Genomic DNA, 21709 nt, shown 5'->3' with positions numbered 1-21709 from the left:
AGGACTCTTTGTGACTAAATTTTCTAAATTTTCAAAAAGACGTCTCAAATGAAAGCTAAAAAAGCTGGAATTGCCTTCCAACTTCTTTTGATTATGTTTCGTGACTAATCCACAAAACCATTTTGCTGACTCCAACCCTTAATAACCTTCAAGGTCTTCTGCTGGTATTTGCCACTTTCATACATGTGATCTGCACCTGTTAAGGAAACGAGAACAGAATCACGGTAGTTCTTAGCTGTTCTTCTAGCAATATTAGGATGAGTCATCTTATCCTTGGTTCCTGAAATGACGAGAACAGGACATAAAATGTTACTAAAGTCCACATAAGCTGCCTTTGTCTTATCAAACCAATGAAGAGCCATCTGAGTATAAACTTTTCCTGATTCAGGAACCAGATTAGCAAAAACTTCCTCTTTCAAAGCTTCCTCTTGTTCATTCATGCAATACTTGAAAAACTCCTTTTTATAAGGGGGCATGGCTTTTTTCCAAAAACCCCAGCGTAAAAAGTGTTTGCCAAAACAAGCTAACATGGTTGGATAAAAGGCATAAATATCTGCTGTCGGAGCAGGTCCCATGAGAATCATACCAGCAACTTCTGTCTTTTCAGCAACCATTTGAGCCACCAGACAGCCTAAAGAGTGCCCTAAAATAAGTGGTGGTTGGTCTAGACTTTCAATCAAAGCCACTAAATCATCTCGATAGTCCTGCAAAGTAACAGTCCCAACTTTAGCTAGGCACTCTTGATAAGGTAGGTCATGGTAACGAAAGCTAGGTGTATGCACCTTGTATCCCATTTGACGTAGACCTGTCGCAAATTCTCCCCAAACATTGCCATCGCACCAGGTCCCATGAATTAGGACAATCTCCCTGTTCAAAACCATTCCTTATACATCTCCCTTTTTTGTTAAAAAATTAGATTATTTATCTATCCTATAGTATCATACTTCCAACCTACATACCTTTATACATTTCTTACAATCGTAAGAAAATGGTCTCTTATTCATTTAAGAGACCATTTTTCTATATATTATTAGCGATTAGCCTTATGCATTTCTTCCTTAACCGGACAAGAACACTCACAATCGCCACAAGAACCTTTTCCTTTGATATAGTGACGGATGCCAAGACCAGCCAAAGCAAAAATAATGAAGGCAATGATAAACGTTGACATAACAATTCCTCCTAAACCTAAATATGGGCTTCTTGAAGATTATCCAAGCTAATGATTTGATCCTTAATCTGACGTGGTTTACGAACCACAAAATAAATCATGGTCACTAACAGCAAGAAGGCAACAAAAGTCCAAATTGTCATTGACTTGCCGTATACGACAACTTGGCCAAACTGATAAAGAATTAAACTCACACAATAAGCTAGGCCTGTTTGAAAACCGATAGCACCAATTGTCCATTTAAGATTGGCCATTTCACGCTTAATAGCTCCAATAGCCGCAAAACATGGAGCACAAAGTAAATTAAAGACTAAGAAGGAATATGCTGCTAGGGAAGAATAATCTCCTCGTAAAGCCGCAGCTAAACCAGCTTCACTGCTATTATGATAGAGAATACCAAAGGTGGCAACAACAGTCTCCTTGGCAGCTAAGCCTGTAAGAGCCGCAACTGTTGCCTTCCAATTTCCAAATCCAAGTGGATCAAAAATCCAAGACAAACTCCTACCGAGAGTCGCCAAAATACTGGCTTCCGTATCTACCGTATGTAGCGTAAAGTTGTAGTTAGACATAAACCAGATAAGAACTGTCAAACTGAAAATGATGGTTCCCGCACGTTTGACAAAACTCATAGCCTTACCAAAGGCATAGCGCAAAACTGACATGGCTTTAGGCCAATGGTAAGCAGGCAATTCCATTATAAACGGACTGGTTAGGCCACCCAAAAAACTCGTCTTTTTGAGGGCAATACCTGATAAGATAATGGCAGCCATCCCAATAAAATAAGTACTTGGTGCTACTAATGAGTTACTAGGGAAGAAAGCTCCAGCAATCAAGGCAATTACTTCCAACTTGGCCGAACAAGGCATGAAGGTTGCCGTCATAATGGTAATGCGACGGTCCCTTTCATTTTCAATGGTTCGACTAGACATAACCGCTGGCACCCCACAACCTGTAGAAATCAACATGGGAATAAAGGATTTCCCAGAAAGACCAAAACGACGGAAAATACGGTCCATAACAAAGGCAATACGACTCATATATCCAATGTCCTCAAGCACGCCCAAACAGATAAAGAGCACAAAAATTTGAGGAAGGAATCCTAGTACTGTCCCAATCCCAGCGACAATCCCATCAACAATCAAAGACTTAAGCCAGTCCTGAACTTGAAGATAGTCAAGACCAGAAGTTACCAAATCTGGAACATACTTACCAAAAAGCACATCGTTAGCCCAGTCTGTCCACATGGTTCCAACAGTTTGGATAGATAAGAAATAAACCAAATACATAACTGCTGCGAAAATTGGCAAGGCCAAAATACGGTTGGTGACAATCCTATCAATCTTATCCGACAAGGTCAGGGCAAAATCTTCTGTATGACTTTGAGCCATCTGACAAACTCGTTCGATAAAGGCATAACGCTCATTAATGACAATTGACTCCGCATCTTCGGTGAAAACTTCCTCAGTGATTCGAATGATGTCTTTGATTTCTTTTCGTTGGAATGGGGACAAGTCTAGCTCAGCCTCAACTAAAGCATCGTGTTCAAAGAGTTTAATGGCGTAAAAACGCGCAGACCTTTGCGGCACCGAATTTCCCAAGACTTCCAAAATTTGTGAGATGGCAGCTTCTAATTTATCGTCATAAATTGGAAAGGCAATGTCACCGACTGTAGAAGTCGTTGTATGAGCTGCCTTCCTCACTACCTGATCCACACCAGTTTGTTTGAGAGCACTAGTAGCTACTACTGGGACGCCTAGATGATAAGATAATTTATCAACATTAATCTGTTTTCCCTGAGCCTCCAAAACATCACTCATGTTAAGTGCTAAAGTGACTGGTATACCTGTCTCAATCAACTGCGTCGTCAGATAAAGGTTACGCTCCAAATTAGTCGCGTCAACCACATTTAGAATGCTGTCAGCTCTTTGGCTCAACAAATAGTCACGCGCTACCTTTTCTTCAGGGCTATAGGGCGACATTGAGTAAATCCCTGGTAAATCCTGGATTTCTAAATCCTTATTTTTTTTTACCAGACCACTTTTTCGTTCTACAGTTACACCCGGCCAGTTACCAACACGCTGATTGGTCCCTGTTATCAGGTTGAATAAACTGGTTTTACCACTATTAGGATTACCTATTAATGCAATTTCTGTCACTTTTCCTCTCCCTCGTCCAGCATGACCACACTAATCATTTGCGCTTCCGACTTGCGTAAGGTTAATTCATACCCTCTCAAGCTAATTTCTAGAGGATCTCCCAAAGGGGCTACCTTACGCAACAACACTCGAGTACGCTTTGTAATTCCCATATCCATAAGACGCCGTTTGGTCTCATTTGCTGAAAAAATATCAGTAACGATAGCCGAACGTCCAACTGGTAATTCAGAAAGAGGTATCTTTTCCTGATTTTCCTCCGCAGGTGCCAAATCAATCTTATCTAGAATCGAAGCATCAAAGGCTAAGCGACTCCCTTTAACAATAATAATAGCACTGTTCTTGGTCTTAGTTACCACCTCAATCATTTCACCGGCAGCCAACCCTAGGTTAGATAAGTGCAAAAGACTATCCTTAGGGAGGTTAATGCCAAGAATCCGGTAAGGCGTTTTTAAGGCCGCATCATATATGAGCATTTTTCTTGACCTACTTTATTATTTTTGATACGGCATCATTATAGCATATTTATCCATCTTTTCCGCAAAATTATCCTAAACAAGAATGATTCTAGAAAAGCAGTACACAAAAAGAAAAGGCCGGAAAAGTTCCAGCCTTCACAAACAATGTATACATACTTAATGAATATCTTACAAAACCTTACTCAAGAAATCCTTGGTACGTTCTTCCTTAGTATTGTCGAAAATCTCTTGTGGGGTGCCTTCTTCGACAATAACACCGCCATCCATAAAGATAACACGATCAGCCACCTCATACGCAAAGCCCATTTCGTGGGTAACGATTGCCATTGTCATCCCTGATTTAGCAAGGTCCTGCATAACGGCAAGAACTTCACCAACCATTTCTGGGTCAAGGGCTGATGTTGGTTCGTCAAACAAGAGAACATCTGGATCCATAGCCAAACCACGTGCGATTGCAATACGTTGTTGCTGACCACCAGATAGACTTGTTGGGTAGGCATCTGCCTTATCTTTCAAGCCAACCTTTTCTAAAAGTTCCATAGCTTTCGCGTCTGCATCAGCTTTTGAAACACCCTTGGTTTTAATCGGTGACAAGGTGATATTTCCCTTAACTGTCATGTTAGGGAAGAGGTTAAATTGTTGGAAAACCATTCCCATTTTTTCACGCATTTTGAAAATGTCGTTATTCTTATCTGTAATATCCACACCTTCAAAAGAAATAACGCCTTTTGTAGGTTTCTCAAGCAAGTTCATTGAGCGTAGGAAGGTTGATTTTCCTGATCCTGAAGGACCAATGATAACCACTACTTCACCCTTTTTAATATCTAGATCAATCCCTTTGAGAACTTCATTCTTACCAAAATACTTGTGAAGATTTTTAATCTCAATAATTGTTTCTGCCATTATTTACGTCCCTCCCCAAGTCGTTGTTCCATTTGTTTCAAGAGTGCCGTCATAGCTGTTGTCACAATCAAATAATAGAAGGCTGCGAACAAGAGCGGCGTCAAAGTCAAGTAGGTCGTTGTTGCAACAGTTTGTGCACCATTCCACAATTCCATAACCCCGATGGTTTGCAAGAGCGAACTATCCTTGATAATAGTGACAAACTCGTTACCTAAGGCAGGCAAGATATTTTTAATAGCTTGAGGCAAGACCACATAACGCATGGTATTCCATGGACGGATACCGAGTGAGTAGGCTGCTTCAATCTGGCCTTTAGGAATAGACTCGATACCTGCACGTACGCTCTCAGAAATATAAGCACCACTGTTCAAAGAAAGGACGATAATACCCGGAACAATACGTGACAAATCAAGGTTTAAAATCCCAAACTGCACAGTTGGAAGGTTCATGTGGATGAGGTTAAAAGCAATCATAATCTGCACAACCATAGGAGTCCCACGGAAAACCCAAACATAAAGGCTTACTAGCCACTCCAAAGGTTTGATTCCAGAACGCTTGGCCAAGGATACCAAAACCCCAAGAATGGTTCCGAAGAAGACCACGCAGACCGAAATCATAATTGTTACTAAGACACCATAGTTAAAGTAAGACCAAAACTGTGGTAGAAATGAAAAATTCATCTAGATACTCCTTACTAATATTCTTCAATATTATATCAGAAGACTGTATAAAAATAAAGTATTTTCTTATAAATGCGATATTTCAGTATAAAAACTAAGTTATAGACATCGCTATCAAATCTCTCAAGCAAGACACCTCAAGTCCTCCTAAGATGACATCTTCCCAAAAGGTTTGTCAATGATTTGAAATACTGCCTATTTTGGTAACCCATACAAGCATTAGCCTATGCTTTCATCCTGATAAAAATGCCTGAAACTCGATAGTTTCAGGCATTCTGAATTTTTGGAACCTTGTAAAGTCCCCAAATGATTTATTAGTAAAGCAAATCGTAGATTTCCATTGCAATCAAGTCGATGCTATCAAATGAATAAGATTCACGTGCTTCAACGTCACGCAATGTGAAAACTGGACCATTTTCAGGATCGTTGCTAAATGATACTTCGGCAACAACCACTCCTTCACGTTCAAAATTACGTTTCAAATTACCACCATCAGCCGCCATCATTTCAAGACGGTTAATGATTCTCACCAAATGTGATTCCATGTTATTTCTCCTATTAATTGTGTATTTCCTACTTATTTTATCACACTTATGGGAAAAATGGGGGAATTTTAAATATTTTTCAAGGAATTGTACATAATGGCCTTAATAGAATGCATACGATTCTCAGCTTCTTGGAAGATGATGTCACTGTATTTTTGGAAGACTTGATCTGTAATTTCTAACTCTGCCAAACCATATTTATCATAGATTTCTTTCCCAATTTGGGTATTGAGATCATGAAAGGCTGGGAGACAATGCATAACGATAACATCTGGATTTTCTGTCTTGGCTAGTAGGTCTGCATTAATTTGATAAGGCAAGAGTAAATCAATACGAGATTTAAAATCTACCTCTTCACCCATAGATACCCAGACATCCGTATAAAGCATATCCACTCCCTTGACCTCTGAAATATCATCTGTAATGGTTAAGTCGGCACCATTATTATGTTTCTGAGCTAAGGCTACAATCTCATCTTCGGGTTGCAGCACCTCTGGGGCAATAATCTTGACATTAACGCCTAAAATAGCCGAAGTGACCAAAAGTGAGTTGGCCATATTATTTCTACCATCTCCAATATAGGCGATGGTCAAGTCTTCCAAACTACCGAAGTGTTCCTTCAAAGTCATGAAATCCGCAATCATTTGAGTTGGATGCCAGGTATCCGTCAAACCATTCCAGACCGGAACTCCTGAGTACTTGGCCAAATCTTCAACATCTTCTTGTTTAAAACCACGGTACTCGATTCCATCAAACATAGAACCAAGCACCTTGGCTGTATCAACTACAGATTCCTTTTTACCTAACTGAATGTCTCCAGCACCAAGGTAGGTCACATTCATACCTAGGTCCTGACCAGCCACTGTAAAAGCTGAGCGAGTTCTTGTGGATGTTTTTTCAAAAATCAAGGCAATATTTAAGCCATCTAAATATTTATGCGGAATTCTCTCCTTCTTTAACTGTTTAAATTTTATAGATAAATCGATCAACTCCTCAAGTTCCTGCTTGGTAAAGTCGATTTCTTTCAAAAATGATTTAGCTTGTGTCATAGGTATCTCTCTTTCGTTCTGAATAATATAAAAACATTATATAATATTTATACATTTTAGACAAGCGTTTTTGAATTAAAATTCAACGTTAGCACTCTTGTTAAGAGAGTGCCAAACCTAGATGCTTTTTACTTGCAATCTACCTTCCGCATGCTATAATGGAGTCATAGATTTGACCTTTTTTGACCAAGATTGTTTTCAATAAAGGTCTTTCCCAATTCAGATAGAAAAGAGGTACTGATATGCTCTGTCAAAACTGTAACCTTAATGAAGCTAGTATTCATTTGTATACCAATGTAAACGGTAATCAGCAACAAGTTGACCTCTGTCAAAATTGTTATAAAATCATGAAATCTGACCCAGAGAACCCCCTCAATCAATTCAATCAAACAGGAGGTTCCAACTTCTTCGATGATTTCTTCAGCGACCTAAATAACTTCCGTTCTTCTAACGGCGATCTTCCCAATACACCTCCAACACAAGAAGGTGGTAACCGAGGAAACGGTGGCAATACACAAGGGCCAGGCCGTCCAGGAGGACCACGCCAACAAGCTCCTCAACAGCCACAAGGTCTTCTTGAAGAGTTCGGCATTAACATCACTGACATCGCTCGTCGTGGAGACATTGATCCTGTTATTGGTCGTGACGAGGAAATCATTCGTGTCATCGAAATTCTTAACCGCCGTACCAAGAACAACCCCGTCCTCATCGGTGAACCCGGTGTCGGTAAGACTGCTGTTGTTGAAGGCCTAGCTCAAAAAATCGTTGACGGTAGCGTGCCACAAAAACTCCAAGGCAAACAAGTCATCCGTCTTGATGTGGTCAGCCTGGTTCAAGGGACTGGTATTCGTGGCCAATTTGAAGAACGCATGCAAAAACTCATGGAAGAAATTCGTCAACGTCAGGATGTTATCCTATTTATTGATGAAATCCATGAAATCGTAGGAGCTGGTAATGCTGGTGATGGCAATATGGATGCTGGAAACATCCTAAAACCTGCTCTTGCTCGTGGAGAACTTCAACTGGTCGGAGCAACAACACTCAACGAATACCGCATCATCGAAAAAGATGCCGCCCTAGAGCGTCGTATGCAACCAGTTAAGGTTGACGAACCAACGGTTGAGGAAACTATCACTATTTTGCGTGGTATTCAACCTAAATATCAGGACTACCACCACGTCAAATATACAGACGAAGCTATTACTGCAGCTGCAGAATTGTCCAACCGCTACATTCAAGACCGTTTCTTGCCAGACAAGGCCATCGACCTTCTCGATGAAGCAGGTTCTAAGATGAACTTGACCCTCAACTTTGTTGATCCTAAAGATATCGACAAACGTTTGATTGAGGCTGAAAACCTCAAGGCTCAAGCTACTCGTGACGAAGACTTTGAAAAAGCTGCCTATTTCCGTGATCAAATTGCCAAATACAAGGAAATGCAAAAACAAACCATCAAAGACCAAGATATGCCTGTCATCACAGAAAAACATATCGAAGCCATTGTGGAACAAAAAACCAATATTCCTGTCGGTGATTTGAAAGAAAAAGAACAATCACAACTTCTTAGTCTTGCTGATGATCTTAAATCACATGTTATCGGACAAGATGCCGCAGTTGATAAGATTGCCAAAGCCATCCGTCGTAATCGTGTTGGATTGGGTGCACCAAATCGCCCAATTGGTAGCTTCCTCTTCGTAGGTCCTACAGGAGTCGGTAAAACTGAACTCTCTAAACAATTAGCTATTGAACTCTTTGGTTCAGCTGACAGTATGATTCGTTTCGACATGTCAGAATACATGGAAAAACACGCCGTTGCCAAATTAGTCGGTGCCCCTCCAGGATATGTCGGTTACGACGAAGCTGGTCAGTTAACTGAAAAAGTCCGCCGTAATCCTTATTCACTCATTCTTCTAGATGAGGTTGAAAAAGCTCACCCAGACGTTCTTCACATGTTCCTCCAAGTTCTTGACGACGGTCGCTTGACTGATGGTCAAGGGCGAACTGTAAGTTTCAAGGATACCATCATCATCATGACTTCAAATGCTGGTACAGGTAAAGTAGAAGCTAGCGTTGGCTTTGGAGCTGCCCGTGAAAATCGTACCAATTCTGTGCTTAACCAGCTTGGAGATTTCTTCAGCCCTGAATTCATGAACCGTTTTGACGGTATTATCGAATTCTCTGCCCTTAGCAAGGAAAATCTCCTCACTATCGTGGACCTCATGCTTGATAATGTCAACCAACGCTTGGCTAATAACGGTATCCACCTCAGTGTAACTGAGAAAGTTAAGGAAAAATTGGTTGACCTTGGTTACGATCCTAAGATGGGTGCTCGACCACTACGTCGTACCATCCAAGATCATATTGAAGACGCTATTACTGACTTCTACCTTGAAAATCCAAACGAAAAAGATCTCAAGGCAGTCATGACTTCAAAAGGCCACATCACCATTAAGTCTGCTAAAAAAGCCGAAAAAACTGCTCAGAAAGCTGAGACAGCAAAAGAAACTGATTAAATAAAGAAACCAAGTCGCAATGGCTTGGTTTCTTTATCTTTTCATTTCCTATTTTCAAATTTATCCCTAATTCTGCCTAAATCAATAGGAAAATGAGCAAAATTTTAGTATAATATAGGCAAATAAACGTAAGGAGCAACTCATGAATCCAACATTTGGTGACAAGGTTGAGGGAGCTCATTATCAAACACGTTACGGTGTTTATGCTGTGATTCCTAACCAAGAAAAGACAAAGATTATTTTAGTCCAGGCTCCTAACGGAGCTTGGTTTCTCCCAGGTGGAGAGATCGAAGCAGGCGAGGATCACTATAGCGCATTAGAACGCGAGTTAATTGAAGAACTTGGGTTTACAGCCACTTTAGGCCAGTACTATGGCCAGGCTGATGAATACTTCTATTCAAGCCACCGTGACACTTACTATTACAATCCAGCCTATATTTATGAAGTTGTAGATTTTTCAAAAATTGGCAAACCTCTCGAAGATTTCAATAACCTGGCCTGGTTTCCAATTGACGAAGCCATTGCTAAACTTAAACGTGGCAGTCATAAATGGGGAATCGAACAATGGAAAGAAACTAACACAACAACTGGCAAATCCTAGGAGGAAACTATGAAACTCATTAATACGACCCGTACACACCAAGAACTTGTTCAAAACCAACTTGACAACACGGATGCCTTTCTCGTAGAGACCTACTCTGCTGGGAATACTGATGTTGTCTTTACACAAGCACCTAAGCATTATGAACTCTTGATTTCAAATAAACACCGTGCTGTTAAAGACAATGAATTAGAAGTTATCCGTGAATTCTTCCTCAAACGAAAAATCGACAAGGATATCGTTTTGATGGACAAACTCAGAACAGTACACACTGACAAATTGATTGAGATCTCATTCCCAACAACTGTATAAGACAAAACAAGCAATGGCTAATACCACTGCTTGTTTTTTTGTATGTTACAAAGCTTTCGAAGCTTGATCCAGAACTTCCATAACCTGACGACTATGTTCCAACTGCTTGGCAACACTGTCAAAATCCTTGGTCGCCACCATCTTTTCAAAAGCCACAAATTCATCATGCATACGATGTTGTAGACTATTGAGATTGACGACTCTCTCTTTCTGACCATTGAGGGTGACGCCAATCTCAGGGAGAGTGTTGGTTGCACCAAAAATGGTAATAGCTCCCTTATCTCCTTGAATAGTTGAACGAATCTCGGCACTACAGTCTTTAGCTCCAATGGCAACAGCCTTAAAGTGACCATAGTCCAAAACTAGAATTCCTGACGTATCCACTCCTCGCTCCACATTAGGTAGATATTCCACACGATTAGGCTTACCAAAGAGACCAACCAGGAGATGGATATTATAGATATTAAGATCTCTAAGTGCTCCCCCACCCATTTCAGGGTTGAAGGCAGGAGCAATCTCTCCTCGCTTAAAGGCATCGTAACGTGAAGAATATTGAGAATAATTGATATTCACAATCTTAATATCTCCAATATCAGACAAGGCTTCCTTAATCGCTGTAAAATTAGCCAAATATTGATTGGTAATAGCCTCCATCAAGAGAAGCTCTTTTTCTTGCGCAAGCTTAGCCAGCTCTTCAAACTCTTCCAAATGTAAGGTGAAAGGTTTCTCACAAATAACATGCTTGCCGGCCAAAAGTGCTTTCTTAGCATAATCATAGTGGGTATGGTTGGGCGTTCCCACATAAATCGTATCAACTTCTGGATTGGACAAAATCTCCTCATAATCACTAGTCGCCTGAGCCAAACCATATTGCTTAGCTAAAGCTTTAGCTTTGTCAAGTGATCGTGGTGTCGACATGATAGCTTTAAGCTCAATTCCTTCAATAGTAGTTAACACAGGAAGAACCTCTGTCACAATCATTCCTGTACCCAATAGTGCAAGTTTCATCAACTTACCTCCTTAATTTCTAATCTCTCTTTACAATGGTCCAAGCCCATATAGAGACTTATAATGAAAGAGGACTCAAATCGAAGTCCTCTAAAATTTAAGAACGTCCAAGCAGTTTCTTAACTCCTTGAATCGCTTTGTATTTAAGCGGTTGTGGATAATAGCGGAAGGTTCCCATCTTGCGAACAATGTAACCATTAAAGTTTTGTTTAAATCGCAAAACTCCATCTGAACCATCAAAAATCCCCATAATCCCAAGGAAATTATAGAAAGTAATACCACGTTTGATAGCTTGTGTCATCACATACTCTTGCAAGAGCGCTGGCGCATAAAACTTATTAAACTCAGGATAAGATCCACTAAAGAGATAAACAGCTTCTTGAGGGGTATAGACGAAAAGACTTCCAGCCAGAACAATGTCTTCCTGACCATACTTATCGATAAAGGCAGTTGCCTCTCCCTTACGAACATCAAAAGTCTCAAACTGACTTGATAGTTCTCTCAATTGGTTTTGCTTTTTCTCAGACTTTGGATTAGCCTCTAAATCAGCCTGGAGTTTAACAATTCTAGCCCCCAATTTAGCTTGATCACTTTCCAAATGGTCATAGTAATCTTGAAAATTCAGGGTAGCAACCATAAAATCAGCATTGTCACCAAAAGCATCATAAAAGTCTTGATAATAATCCAACGATTTATCACTATACTCACGACGATCAGAGGTCGCTGAAGTGATTTCTTTAAAAATGGATAACTCATCACGTTTCAGTTTTTTTAATTTAATCCCGAACGTTTTGGCTTTTTTAACCAGAGGTTTTCCCTTTTTACTAAAAGATTTGATGAGATTTTTTTCTTCAATCCCTGATAAATCCTTCACATAGTGCCAGTCAGGTTCACCACCAGGATAGCCTGTCTGTAAACCATCAAAGCTATAGCCTAAATCAGTCAATTGACTAATCAATTGCTTCTGCTCATCACTAGTTGGTTCACCATTACTATCAAAAGTTTGATAAGTATCATAAGGTTTGATTAATAGTTCAAGAGAACCATTTTCCTTAGCATAATCCTTCAAACCTTGGTAAAAGTCGCTTAGATGAGCTGTATTTAAGTGAATCGGTCCACAATTCACCTCCATACGAAGCCCACCAGTCATAGGCATGCTGTAGACAATTGCTGAGACTTCTAGCTGGTCTCCTTCTTTCCAAGCGACATAGCTAATGCTAAATCCACGTTTTTCAAGAAGCTTAGCCATTTCCTCAGTTTGCATAAAAGAACGCTCAGACACTTGTTGAGCATGTGTGTTAAATTCTTCTTTAGTTACTTGAATGAAGCTCATTTTTTTCCTTCCTAAAATGGATAAAGTAAATGACGAGTGAGATAAAAAGCAAGATGGCAAGTACTGCCACTAATGGCATTCGGATTGGACGGATATTAAGCAACAAATCTCCACTAACTGCATAAACAATCGATACTGGCGTCACTCCAATAAGTATCGCCAAAATCCTCGTCCTTGTGGGTAAATTCATTTGAACACAAGCATAATTGACCAGAGCTGATGGTATAAATGGAATAGAGAAGGCCAGTGAAATCCCAATAAAGCGATGCTTAAAGTTCTCAATATAGTTTAGAAGTTTCTCCATGCGTTTGGACTTCTCTGGCTTTTCAAGTCTTCTCAGAATTTCAAAACTAGTCAAATTCCCAAAAGTATTACCAATAATATTCATCGGAATCGCAAGCAAAGGGCCATAGAGTAGCCCAACAAAAATACAAAAAATAGAACTTGAAACTCCAGGAATAGCCGATGACAGAATCATGAGACTAAGAAGGATCAGTGCATTTTGGAAATTAGCCTGCTTAAAAACTTCTCTTAAAAAGGCTTGATCATGCTTAGCGTTGGTCCATTCCTTGATTAAGGGGATGAAGTTATTTAAAAGAGGCCATAAGAATACCAGTATTAAACCGGCTATCCCTATAAAAAATAGTCTTTTTTTGGTCATTACATCTCCATAATTTTAATCGCTCCTTTTATTATAACAAAAAAAAGCCTTCATTGATTTAGAAAGGCATCTTTTACTGCGATTACTTATTAATCAAATTTGCTTGTGACTTGTTTTCCAAGGCACCATTTTTAAAGTTAAGGGTAAGGCTACCTGTTTCACCCTTCTTAGCAACAAGGTTCGAAGACCAAAGCGCTTGTGTCATTGTTGCATCTGAAGAGACTGCAATCGAATAAACATCAGGTGTACCAAGCGTTTTGACAGCATCGTCATAGCTAGTTCCATTTTTGAGATTTTCGTACATCTTCAGTGTGATTTTAGGATCACGGACGTAAGAAAAGTTTGAAATTGACTTAACCACAGTGCTATTGTTAAAGAGTTTCGCTGTAACAACAACATTGTCATACTGCCAATTATAAACATCAAGCTTAGCATCTCCTGCTTGCTCTTGACCAGTTGATGAGGGTTCACCAAACCAGCCCTTCAAGCTATCAAGATTTGAGCCTCCTGAGAATTCTTGAGAAGCATTTGCCATGGTGATTTTATCAAAGTTCTGGCGAACATTCCCATGCTTAACAGTTAAAATCTTTGAAGCCTCATTATCCAGAGATCCCTTCGACTCAGTTTTAGACGAAGATTTTCCACAAGCAGCTAGAGTAAAAAGTGAGAGACCTAAAACGGTCAAAGACAAAAGTTTTTTCATAATAAATTCCTATATACACAAATAAAAGGCTGACGCCTCAAGTATTTATGGAGCCGGTGGGAATCGAACCCACGTCCAAACACCTGCCAACATATTCGTCTACAACCATAGGTTATGTCTTTCATTTAACAGATAGACGACACATAACTCAAGCCTTCTATCTGCGAGCCTATAAATCTCTTTTCAACCAGCTAGGCAATGGTCAAACGTAGCTTATAAATCAATAAAACCTCTAAACAAACATAAGCAATCTGCTAGAAGTCACGCGAGCAGGTGTTTAGGCTGCTACAGCGTAAGAATTAGTATTTTTTGCAGTTATATTTAACTGAGCGTTTACGTCGCCACACGAGTCGCAGAATATGCCTCATAATGCCTGTCGAATCCGTAACGACCCCAATATGAGATACTGAGTATTATATCAAATTCTTTAATAAATTGCAAAAGATTAGCCAAACTGTCTCCCCCCAATAAATCCACTATAGAGACGCTAATACAGTAGTCAACTTTGATTTTAGGATAAGCTAGTAACCATCCATCTGTATGTTTGCCTTTTTCCTTTCAACACTAAAAGATTTTACATAATAATTTCACTAAAACTTAGCAAGAAAAAAACGTTGAGCGAACAAATCATTCAACGTTTTTCTTTTTGCACCCTAAGGGAATCGAACCCCTATCTCAAGAACCGGAATCTTACGTGATATCCATTACACTAAGGGTGCTAACAGTATACTATTATAGCATACTCTAAAATAGAAAAAAAGACATGTTTCCATGCCTCTTTTTTATCTTACAATTCGATATCTCCGAAAAGATCCGCCATTGAGAATCCAGATTGAGTTTCTGGAAGTTCGTAGTCACGTTTTTCTTGACGTTTTGGACGACGTGGACGTGATTGACGTTTTTCGTTGTTTTCGCCTTCAGCGTTAGCTGGACGTTCTTCAAGAGCTTTGATAGAAAGTGATACACGTTCTGCATCAGCGTTTACTTCAAGAACTTTAACAGTAACGTCTTGACCTACTGAAAGAACATCTTTTGGATTTTCAACACGTTTGTGTGAAATTTGAGAGATGTGAACAAGTCCATCGATACCTGGCAATACTTCAACGAAAGCACCGAAGTCAGTCAAGCGTTTAACTTTACCTTCGATAACATCACCAGCAGCAAGTTTTTGTTCAACGCCATCCCATGGTCCAGGTGTTGTTGCTTTAAGTGAAAGTGATACACGTCCTGCTTCTTCGTCGATAGCAAGAACTTTTACTTCAACTTCATCACCTACAGATACAACTGATTTAGGTGAAACGTTACGTTCGTGAGACAATTCAGTCACGTGAACAAGTCCGTCAACACCACCAAGGTCGATGAAAGCACCGAAGCTTGTCAAACGAGCAACTTTACCAGTTACGATTGAACCAACTTCAAGTTTAGAGAAGACTTCTTTACGAGCTTCTGCAGCTTCAGCTTCAACAACTTCACGACGTGAAAGGATGAAACGGTTTTCAGCTGGATCAACTTCTTTAATTTTAGCGTCAAATTCTTGACCTACAAATTGTTCAGTGTTACGAACAAAACGAGTATCGATCATTGAAGCTGGAATAAATCCACGAAGACCTTCAAATTCAACTGAAAGTCCGCCTTTAACAGCGCGTGTTCCTTTAACAGTAACAACTTCTTCTTCACGACCAACAAGTTTATCCCAAGCTTTGCGAGCTTCCAAGCGTTTTTTAGATACAAGGTAAGTTACAGTATCAGTATCTTTACCAACAACTTGACGAAGAACAAGCACTTCAAGTGTTTCACCAACTTTAACAAGGTCTGCAACGTTTGCGTCACGGTCGTTTGTCAATTCACGACGTGTCAAAACACCTTCGATACCAGTTCCTTCGATAACAACATTTGCTTGATCATTATCTACTGAGATAACTTCAGCTGTTACAACGTCACCTGTGTTAACTTCGCTAACACTGTTTAGCAATTCTTCAAATTCGTTCATTCTAAAAAGATCCTCCAACAAGAGCCAGCCAATTCTGACCCTTGATAACAATATATTTTTAAAGGTACCCGCAAAGACAATGGTTAACATAGACGGTGCCAATGCACCCGATACCTTTTACTGGGGTAGCTGGATTCGAACCAACGCATGAGGGAGTCAAAGTCCCTTGCCTTACCGCTTGGCTATACCCCAATAGCAAAATGCTATAAAAAAACATCTAAGTACTTGACATCGACTATCCCGATTCAGTTTCTTAGACATGGAGAGAGAGGGATTCGAACCCCCGAACCCGAAGGAGCGGATTTACAGTCCGCCGCGTTTAGCCTCTTCGCTATCTCTCCTTAAGAACAAGAAATAGTATATCACAGTTTCTTGACCAAAGCAAGCCTTTACTTTGGATTTTAATGATTAAGATTGTACGATTCAATAATGGCAGCTACTGCATCATCCATTTTTTTGTGGAAACCTGCAACATTTTCCTTATCAACAACGGCAAACTTACTATCAATTTCCACAATTTGTCCAATCACTTTCTTGCCAACAAGAAGTTCAAAACCTTCGATGGTTGCCTTGTTGACGACTACTTTGGCATCATTAATTTGGATTTCAATTTTTTTATCTTTTTTACTCATAGATTTATACCCGATACTTGGCTCGAGCCATCCTTTCTTAATGTATCTCCTTAATTCTACCGAAAAAGAAAAAAGCTTGCAAGAGCAAGCCTTAAAATAATCAATTACTATTAAGAATTAGTCAACTTTGACAATCCAGCCTTCTGGTGCTTCAACATCACCAAATTGGATACCTGTCAACTCATCATAAAGTTTACGTGTTACAGGACCTACTTCTGTTTCTGAGTAAAAGACATGGAAGTCATCACCATGTTGTACCCCACCAATTGGTGAGATAACAGCAGCTGTACCGCAGGCACCTGCTTCAACAAATTTATCCAATTCAGAAATCTTAACATCACCTTGGATAGCTTTCATACCGAAGCGATTTTCAGCCAAGTGAAGCAATGAGAACTTGGTGATAGATGGCAAGATAGATGGGCTGAGTGGTGTAATAAATTCGTTATCAGCTGTGATACCAAAGAAGTTTGCAGAACCCACTTCTTCAATCTTAGTGTGAGTTGCTGGATCAAGGTAGATAACATCAGAGAAGTTACGGTCATGTGCAATCTTACCTGGCAACATACTTGCTGCGTAGTTACCACCAACCTTAGCAGCACCTGTACCATGTGGCGCAGCACGGTCATAATCATCTTGAATAAGGAAGTTTGTTGGAGCCAAACCACCCTTGAAGTAGTTACCTACTGGCATAGCAAAAATAGTAAAGATATACTCATCTGCTGGATGCACACCAATAATATCACCAACCCCAATCAAAAGTGGACGGAGATAAAGTGTAGCACCTGTACCATATGGTGGAACGTATTCTTCATTGGCACGCACAACTTGTTTACATGCATCTACAAATTTGTCGACAGAAACTTGTGGCATCAAAAGACGATCAGCAGTACGTTGCAAACGTTTGGCATTTTCATCTGGACGGAACAATTGAATAGAGCCATCTTTAGTACGGTAAGCCTTGAGTCCTTCGAAAGCTTCTTGACCATAGTGAAGGGCTGGAGATGCTTCTGAAATATGCAAAGTTGCATCCTCAGTCAATTGCCCCTCGTCCCATTTACCGTCTTTGAAATATGAGATATAACGGAATGGAAGTTTACGGTAATTAAATCCTAGATTTTCCCAGTCTAAATCAACTGTCATGTGTATGTCCTCTTTTCTGTTACTATGTGCTTCCTAGTATAGTCCTTTTCATTGAAAATTTCAAGGTTGTGTTGCAAAATTCTGACAATTCTTTTTAAAACAGTTCTTTAGTCTCTTAAAGAAAAAAACTCTGCTCTCTAGTAAGAGAACAAAGCTTTCTTATCATTATTTTTCAATAATTTTAGCAGAAAAGACTTCTTTGTCTGCCAACCCTTCAATAAAACTTCCATTGCTAGTACGATCTGAAAGATTTAGAAGGGACAAATCAACCTCTGCAGTTTCACCTGTCGTGGCTGTCACAAGCAAGGTCTGAGGAGCCTCCTCTACTGGTGTTGCTAGAAGATCTATCTCACCACCAGAATTTTCTGTAAAGACTGGACCAGCCGTAAAGACGCGATGTGGTTTCGTCTTAAGCTCACGAAGAACTTGGAGACCTCGACCAGCTCGCTTAGCCTGCGGGATATCAGCTGTAGCCACACGTTTGAGACTGGCTCTTTGTGTTAAAAGGTAGAAACTTTGAGTATTTGCCACAAAAACAGCCTGAACGCTATCATCATCCTTAAGATTGATTGCCTTAACACCTGCTGCCTTGGCCCCAACTACTGGCACTTCGTCCGCGTTAAAGCAAAGGGCATAACCTCTTTGAGTGATAATCATGATATCATCCAATTGAATTGGAGTGACTGTGACAATAAAATCACTATCATCCTTGAGTTTAGCGTATTTAACCGACTTAGACTTGTAGGTACGCCATGGCGTAAATTCCTTGCGTTCGAAACGTTTAATCTGACCCAGCTTGGTAGCTGCTAGGTAAGTACCAGCTTCAAAATCATCCAGGATTTCGGCGTAAAGCACTTCTTCATCCTTAGATAAATTAGTGATGGTTTGTGATAAATGCTCTCCCAAATCCTTCCAACGAATATCTGGCAACTCATGGATTGGACGATAAATCACATTGGCCTGGTTAGTGAACATCAAGAGATGCTGTGTCGTCTTAGCCTGCTGAACCAGAATCAAATCATCATCATCACGTTTTCCGACTTCATCAATCGTTGAAGCATTGAAAGAACGTGGGCTAGTACGTTTGACATAGCCACCACGAGTGATGCTGACATAGGTTTCTTCCTCAACAATCAAACTTGCAGTATCAATTTCAATGGTCTTGGTTTCTGCTTGCAACTCTGAACGACGGTCATTACCAAATTTCTTCTTGATATCACGAAGTTCACGTTTCATGACATTAAACATGGTACGCTCGTCTCCAATGATGGCAGCCAAGGTCGCAATCTGCTCACGTAAATCGGCTTCCTCATTTTGGAGAGTAACGATATCCGTATTGGTCAAACGATAAAGTTGCAAGGTCACGATAGCTTCGGCCTGTTCTTCTGAAAAATCATAGCTGACTTTAAGATTTTCCTTGGCATCTGCCTTATTTTCAGAAGCTCGGATAAGGGCAATAACCTCATCCAAAATAGAGATGACACGGATCAACCCTTCAACAATATGAAGACGTTTTTCAGCTTTTTCCTTATCAAATTTTGAACGGGCAACGATAATATCGCGACGGTGGGCAATGTAGCTAGACAAAATCTTTTGCAAGCCCACTTGACGTGGGGTGAAATTGTCGATAGCTACCATGTTGAAATTGTAGTTGACCTGAAGATCCGTATATTTCAAAAGGTAGTTAAGAATAGTTTGGCTGTCAGCATCCTTCTTAAGTTCAATAGCAATACGCAACCCTGTACGGTCAGACTCATCACGAACTTCTGCAATACCTGGAACCTTGTTATTAACACGAACATCATCGATTTTTTTAACAAGAACTGCCTTATTGACATCGTAAGGAATTTCAGTAACGATGATTTGTTCCTTACCACCTTTGAGTTGTTCAATTTCAGTACGTGAACGCACAACGACGCGGCCCTTACCAGTTTCGTAGGCCTTACGAATCTCATCCTTGCCCTGAATGATAGCCCCTGTTGGGAAATCTGGACCAGGCAAGAATTCCATCAATTTATCCAGTTTAGCAGATGGGTGATCAATCATGTAGACAACGGCATCGATGACTTCTGACAGATTGTGCGGTGGAATGTCTGTGGCATAACCAGCAGAAATCCCTGTAGCACCATTAACCAAGAGGTTTGGAAAGGCTGCAGGTAAAACGGTTGGTTCCTTCTCTGTATCATCAAAGTTCCAAGCCCAAGGAACGGTGTTTTTATCAATATCTTGAAGAAGGTAGCCAGCAATCTCTGACAAACGTGCCTCTGTATAACGCATAGCCGCTGGTGGATCACCATCCATAGAACCGTTGTTACCGTGCATTTCAACTAAGATTTCACGATTCTTCCAGTCCTGAGACATACGCACCATAGCATCATAAATAGAACTATCGCCATGTGGGTGAAAATTACCCATAATGTTACCCACCGACTTGGCAGATTTACGATAGCCCTTGTCATGGGTATTGCCATCCTTATTCATGGAATAAAGAATACGACGTTGAACGGGTTTCAAACCGTCACGAATATCAGGAAGCGCACGCTCCTGAATAATGTACTTGGAGTAGCGTCCAAAACGCTCCCCCATGATGTCCTCAAGGGACATGTTTTGAATATTAGACATAAGATTTCTCTTTATTTTTAGTTTAAGTAATGATTTGAAATAATGTGAAAGACAAATAGTAACTTTCCCACCTCACTGCCACGCCTCACAATGTCCTGCCTTGATTTTTCAACTGTAGAAGAATGGTTTTCACCTTCCTAATTTCTATTTCACCAACCACAAATTGAACGATTGTACTTATCGCAATTAAAATGAAGAATACACAAGATAGTGTCAATGAAGTAGAAAGTTCACCAAAGAATAAGATAAAGTTTATGAGTGTTAAACAAGTCATTATAGAGGCGTTGATTACGAGAACAGTAGCTAATGGGATACGAAATAATCTATAATGATAGATACTTTTTAAAAGTGATGTGATACTACAAGCAACACTTAAGGGAGTAAAAACATACACATTATAGAAGACAAATAACAAACCCGAGTAGGTTCTATCTGAGAATGGATTATCTATCAAAGATAGAAGGAAGGTTACCACTACTAGTATAGGCAGAAGTAAAAAACGTGTTTTTATTGGTCGCTTTTTATAAACACTTAAATAAGCTATTGCCACTCCACAAACAGGGAGGACTACTTGAGGATAGTAAAGTATGAAACTTAATACCTTAGATAACATAGGTCTACCTCACATTGTCTTTTCCTGACTCAGCCATATAGTCTTTATTTTTTTCGTTTTCCTTTCTTCCTATTATAGTTTGAGCAATACCACTTGCCGCTAGGAGGATAAAAATAAAGTACATGGATGAATTTGGGAGAAATTCCAAAGCCCCTTGTAAAAAAAGCAGGTTGAGGAAAGCCAGTAATGTGGCGAAGAAACTATTAATCGCTAATAAGATTGAATAATTGGTTTGAAAGCGTGTTAAATGTAGAAGACTTTTTATAAAAGCTATTAGTGAGAATGGTACATAAAACACTGAAAAGACCATCAGATAGTAAAAAACAAATAATAAGCCTGAGAATGGACTACCAAAATAAGAATAGAGAGGATTATCCACCACGAAGATTATGAGGGAAACTATAGATAGGAGAAAAAGGATCAAAAAGCGTGTTTTTATAGGTCGTATGCCATAAAAAATTAAGTATATGGTAGAAACAATAACCATAAGAATAATAGCCGGAACAGCTACATCTGCATGGTAAGCTAGGTAATCGATAACATTAAAATCCATTTATCTACCTCCATTGATTTCTAGTCAATGACTCTGCAAATAGTTAAT

At 39.8% G+C, this 21709-nt stretch carries 20 protein-coding genes, 3 tRNA genes and 1 other RNA gene; 3 read left to right on the top strand and 21 right to left on the bottom strand.

Translation table 11 applies throughout. The annotated features are described in order from the left end of the window. Nucleotides 1-104: 104 nt before the first annotated feature. From H7U04_RS05110 to argF, 8 genes are all read right to left on the bottom strand, one after another. The gene (locus tag H7U04_RS05110) at nucleotides 105-881 is read right to left on the bottom strand and encodes an alpha/beta fold hydrolase (protein WP_048790527.1); all 777 of its coding nucleotides are present in this window, start codon (nucleotides 879-881) and stop codon (nucleotides 105-107) included. A gap of 149 nt (nucleotides 882-1030) precedes the next feature. Further along, nucleotides 1031-1171, bottom strand: coding sequence for a FeoB-associated Cys-rich membrane protein (locus tag H7U04_RS05105; RefSeq protein ID WP_002890392.1), 141 nt, complete (start codon nucleotides 1169-1171; stop codon nucleotides 1031-1033). Between the two features lie 17 nt (nucleotides 1172-1188). Beyond that, nucleotides 1189-3327 carry a ferrous iron transport protein B gene (gene feoB / locus H7U04_RS05100; protein WP_201059378.1) on the bottom strand — a complete coding sequence of 713 codons (2139 nt, stop codon included), beginning with the start codon at nucleotides 3325-3327 and terminating at the stop codon, nucleotides 1189-1191. After that, nucleotides 3324-3800: a ferrous iron transport protein A gene (locus tag H7U04_RS05095; protein ID WP_073688455.1), complete on the bottom strand. Its 477-nt coding sequence runs from the start codon at nucleotides 3798-3800 to the stop codon at nucleotides 3324-3326. The genes feoB and H7U04_RS05095 overlap by 4 nt, the downstream gene beginning before the upstream one ends. 171 nt (nucleotides 3801-3971) lie before the next feature. Then, nucleotides 3972-4706, bottom strand: a complete 735-nt coding sequence (locus H7U04_RS05090; RefSeq protein ID WP_073688456.1) for an amino acid ABC transporter ATP-binding protein — start codon at nucleotides 4704-4706, stop codon at nucleotides 3972-3974. Beyond that, entirely contained in the window at nucleotides 4706-5386 is a 681-nt protein-coding gene (locus H7U04_RS05085; protein ID WP_002890385.1) for an amino acid ABC transporter permease, read from the bottom strand. The genes H7U04_RS05090 and H7U04_RS05085 overlap by 1 nt, the downstream gene beginning before the upstream one ends. 314 nt (nucleotides 5387-5700) lie before the next feature. Next, nucleotides 5701-5931, bottom strand: coding sequence for a DUF1797 family protein (locus H7U04_RS05080; RefSeq protein WP_002885970.1), 231 nt, complete (start codon nucleotides 5929-5931; stop codon nucleotides 5701-5703). A gap of 68 nt (nucleotides 5932-5999) precedes the next feature. Continuing rightward, nucleotides 6000-6980, bottom strand: coding sequence for an ornithine carbamoyltransferase (gene argF, locus H7U04_RS05075; protein WP_110980878.1), 981 nt, complete (start codon nucleotides 6978-6980; stop codon nucleotides 6000-6002). A gap of 242 nt (nucleotides 6981-7222) precedes the next feature. Between argF and H7U04_RS05070 the strand changes: the two genes are divergently transcribed. From H7U04_RS05070 to H7U04_RS05060, 3 genes are all read left to right on the top strand, one after another. Further along, entirely contained in the window at nucleotides 7223-9493 is a 2271-nt protein-coding gene (locus tag H7U04_RS05070; RefSeq protein WP_037620401.1) for an ATP-dependent Clp protease ATP-binding subunit, read from the top strand. A gap of 142 nt (nucleotides 9494-9635) precedes the next feature. Continuing rightward, entirely contained in the window at nucleotides 9636-10094 is a 459-nt protein-coding gene (locus tag H7U04_RS05065) for an NUDIX hydrolase (protein WP_002885978.1), read from the top strand. Nucleotides 10095-10103: 9 nt separating this feature from the next. After that, complete coding sequence (locus tag H7U04_RS05060) at nucleotides 10104-10406, top strand: DUF1827 family protein (protein WP_002885967.1); 303 nt, start codon at nucleotides 10104-10106, stop codon at nucleotides 10404-10406. 45 nt (nucleotides 10407-10451) lie between these two features. On the opposite strand, the gene H7U04_RS05055 is transcribed toward H7U04_RS05060, so the two are convergent. The 13 genes from H7U04_RS05055 to H7U04_RS04995 form a co-directional block, all read right to left on the bottom strand. Beyond that, nucleotides 10452-11414 (bottom strand): Gfo/Idh/MocA family protein, encoded by a 963-nt coding sequence (locus H7U04_RS05055; protein WP_021144497.1) that lies wholly within the window; start codon nucleotides 11412-11414, stop codon nucleotides 10452-10454. 97 nt (nucleotides 11415-11511) lie between these two features. Further along, the gene (locus tag H7U04_RS05050; protein ID WP_201059376.1) at nucleotides 11512-12747 is read right to left on the bottom strand and encodes an aminoacyltransferase; all 1236 of its coding nucleotides are present in this window, start codon (nucleotides 12745-12747) and stop codon (nucleotides 11512-11514) included. Next, nucleotides 12725-13408 carry a TVP38/TMEM64 family protein gene (locus tag H7U04_RS05045; protein ID WP_073686444.1) on the bottom strand — a complete coding sequence of 228 codons (684 nt, stop codon included), beginning with the start codon at nucleotides 13406-13408 and terminating at the stop codon, nucleotides 12725-12727. Before H7U04_RS05045 ends, H7U04_RS05050 begins: the two co-directional genes overlap by 23 nt. Nucleotides 13409-13490: 82 nt before the next feature. After that, nucleotides 13491-14111, bottom strand: coding sequence for a DUF3862 domain-containing protein (locus tag H7U04_RS05040; RefSeq protein WP_048675996.1), 621 nt, complete (start codon nucleotides 14109-14111; stop codon nucleotides 13491-13493). Between the two features lie 45 nt (nucleotides 14112-14156). Beyond that, nucleotides 14157-14506: a transfer-messenger RNA gene (ssrA, locus tag H7U04_RS05035) on the bottom strand. Nucleotides 14507-14758: 252 nt separating this feature from the next. Beyond that, nucleotides 14759-14830 (bottom strand) — tRNA-Arg (locus H7U04_RS05030). 68 nt (nucleotides 14831-14898) lie between these two features. Continuing rightward, nucleotides 14899-16101: a 30S ribosomal protein S1 gene (gene rpsA, locus H7U04_RS05025; RefSeq protein ID WP_003094841.1), complete on the bottom strand. Its 1203-nt coding sequence runs from the start codon at nucleotides 16099-16101 to the stop codon at nucleotides 14899-14901. Nucleotides 16102-16221: 120 nt separating this feature from the next. Further along, a tRNA-Gln gene (locus H7U04_RS05020) sits at nucleotides 16222-16293 on the bottom strand. 68 nt (nucleotides 16294-16361) lie between these two features. Further along, a tRNA-Tyr gene (locus tag H7U04_RS05015) sits at nucleotides 16362-16442 on the bottom strand. Between the two features lie 60 nt (nucleotides 16443-16502). Next, nucleotides 16503-16733 carry a DUF2969 domain-containing protein gene (locus tag H7U04_RS05010; protein ID WP_060775851.1) on the bottom strand — a complete coding sequence of 77 codons (231 nt, stop codon included), beginning with the start codon at nucleotides 16731-16733 and terminating at the stop codon, nucleotides 16503-16505. A gap of 117 nt (nucleotides 16734-16850) precedes the next feature. Then, nucleotides 16851-17879, bottom strand: coding sequence for a branched-chain amino acid aminotransferase (locus H7U04_RS05005; protein ID WP_256263069.1), 1029 nt, complete (start codon nucleotides 17877-17879; stop codon nucleotides 16851-16853). Nucleotides 17880-18038: 159 nt separating this feature from the next. After that, nucleotides 18039-20495, bottom strand: a complete 2457-nt coding sequence (parC, locus tag H7U04_RS05000) for a DNA topoisomerase IV subunit A (RefSeq protein ID WP_110980883.1) — start codon at nucleotides 20493-20495, stop codon at nucleotides 18039-18041. A 617-nt stretch (nucleotides 20496-21112) separates the two neighbouring features. Continuing rightward, entirely contained in the window at nucleotides 21113-21661 is a 549-nt protein-coding gene (locus H7U04_RS04995; RefSeq protein ID WP_110980885.1) for a hypothetical protein, read from the bottom strand. Nucleotides 21662-21709: the final 48 nt, after the last annotated feature.

It is taken from the genome of Streptococcus sp. 22.1 (assembly GCF_016648645.1).
Lineage (GTDB): Bacteria > Bacillota > Bacilli > Lactobacillales > Streptococcaceae > Streptococcus.
Note: the sequence above shows the minus strand (reverse complement) of the source record. Positions and strands in the feature narration are given on the sequence as shown.

Coding starts and splice junctions, on each gene's coding strand:
- parC (WP_110980883.1), bottom strand. CDS start 20,495: ATGTCTAATATTCAAAACATGTCCCTTGAGGACATCATGGGGGAGCGT.
- H7U04_RS05070 (WP_037620401.1), top strand. CDS start 7,223: ATGCTCTGTCAAAACTGTAACCTTAATGAAGCTAGTATTCATTTGTAT.
- H7U04_RS05040 (WP_048675996.1), bottom strand. CDS start 14,111: ATGAAAAAACTTTTGTCTTTGACCGTTTTAGGTCTCTCACTTTTTACT.
- H7U04_RS05090 (WP_073688456.1), bottom strand. CDS start 4,706: ATGGCAGAAACAATTATTGAGATTAAAAATCTTCACAAGTATTTTGGT.
- H7U04_RS05050 (WP_201059376.1), bottom strand. CDS start 12,747: ATGAGCTTCATTCAAGTAACTAAAGAAGAATTTAACACACATGCTCAA.
- H7U04_RS05095 (WP_073688455.1), bottom strand. CDS start 3,800: ATGCTCATATATGATGCGGCCTTAAAAACGCCTTACCGGATTCTTGGC.
- H7U04_RS05105 (WP_002890392.1), bottom strand. CDS start 1,171: ATGTCAACGTTTATCATTGCCTTCATTATTTTTGCTTTGGCTGGTCTT.
- H7U04_RS05010 (WP_060775851.1), bottom strand. CDS start 16,733: ATGAGTAAAAAAGATAAAAAAATTGAAATCCAAATTAATGATGCCAAA.
- H7U04_RS05110 (WP_048790527.1), bottom strand. CDS start 881: ATGGTTTTGAACAGGGAGATTGTCCTAATTCATGGGACCTGGTGCGAT.
- H7U04_RS05080 (WP_002885970.1), bottom strand. CDS start 5,931: ATGGAATCACATTTGGTGAGAATCATTAACCGTCTTGAAATGATGGCG.
- H7U04_RS05055 (WP_021144497.1), bottom strand. CDS start 11,414: ATGAAACTTGCACTATTGGGTACAGGAATGATTGTGACAGAGGTTCTT.
- H7U04_RS05060 (WP_002885967.1), top strand. CDS start 10,104: ATGAAACTCATTAATACGACCCGTACACACCAAGAACTTGTTCAAAAC.
- H7U04_RS05065 (WP_002885978.1), top strand. CDS start 9,636: ATGAATCCAACATTTGGTGACAAGGTTGAGGGAGCTCATTATCAAACA.
- H7U04_RS05045 (WP_073686444.1), bottom strand. CDS start 13,408: ATGACCAAAAAAAGACTATTTTTTATAGGGATAGCCGGTTTAATACTG.
- argF (WP_110980878.1), bottom strand. CDS start 6,980: ATGACACAAGCTAAATCATTTTTGAAAGAAATCGACTTTACCAAGCAG.
- H7U04_RS04995 (WP_110980885.1), bottom strand. CDS start 21,661: ATGGATTTTAATGTTATCGATTACCTAGCTTACCATGCAGATGTAGCT.
- rpsA (WP_003094841.1), bottom strand. CDS start 16,101: ATGAACGAATTTGAAGAATTGCTAAACAGTGTTAGCGAAGTTAACACA.
- H7U04_RS05085 (WP_002890385.1), bottom strand. CDS start 5,386: ATGAATTTTTCATTTCTACCACAGTTTTGGTCTTACTTTAACTATGGT.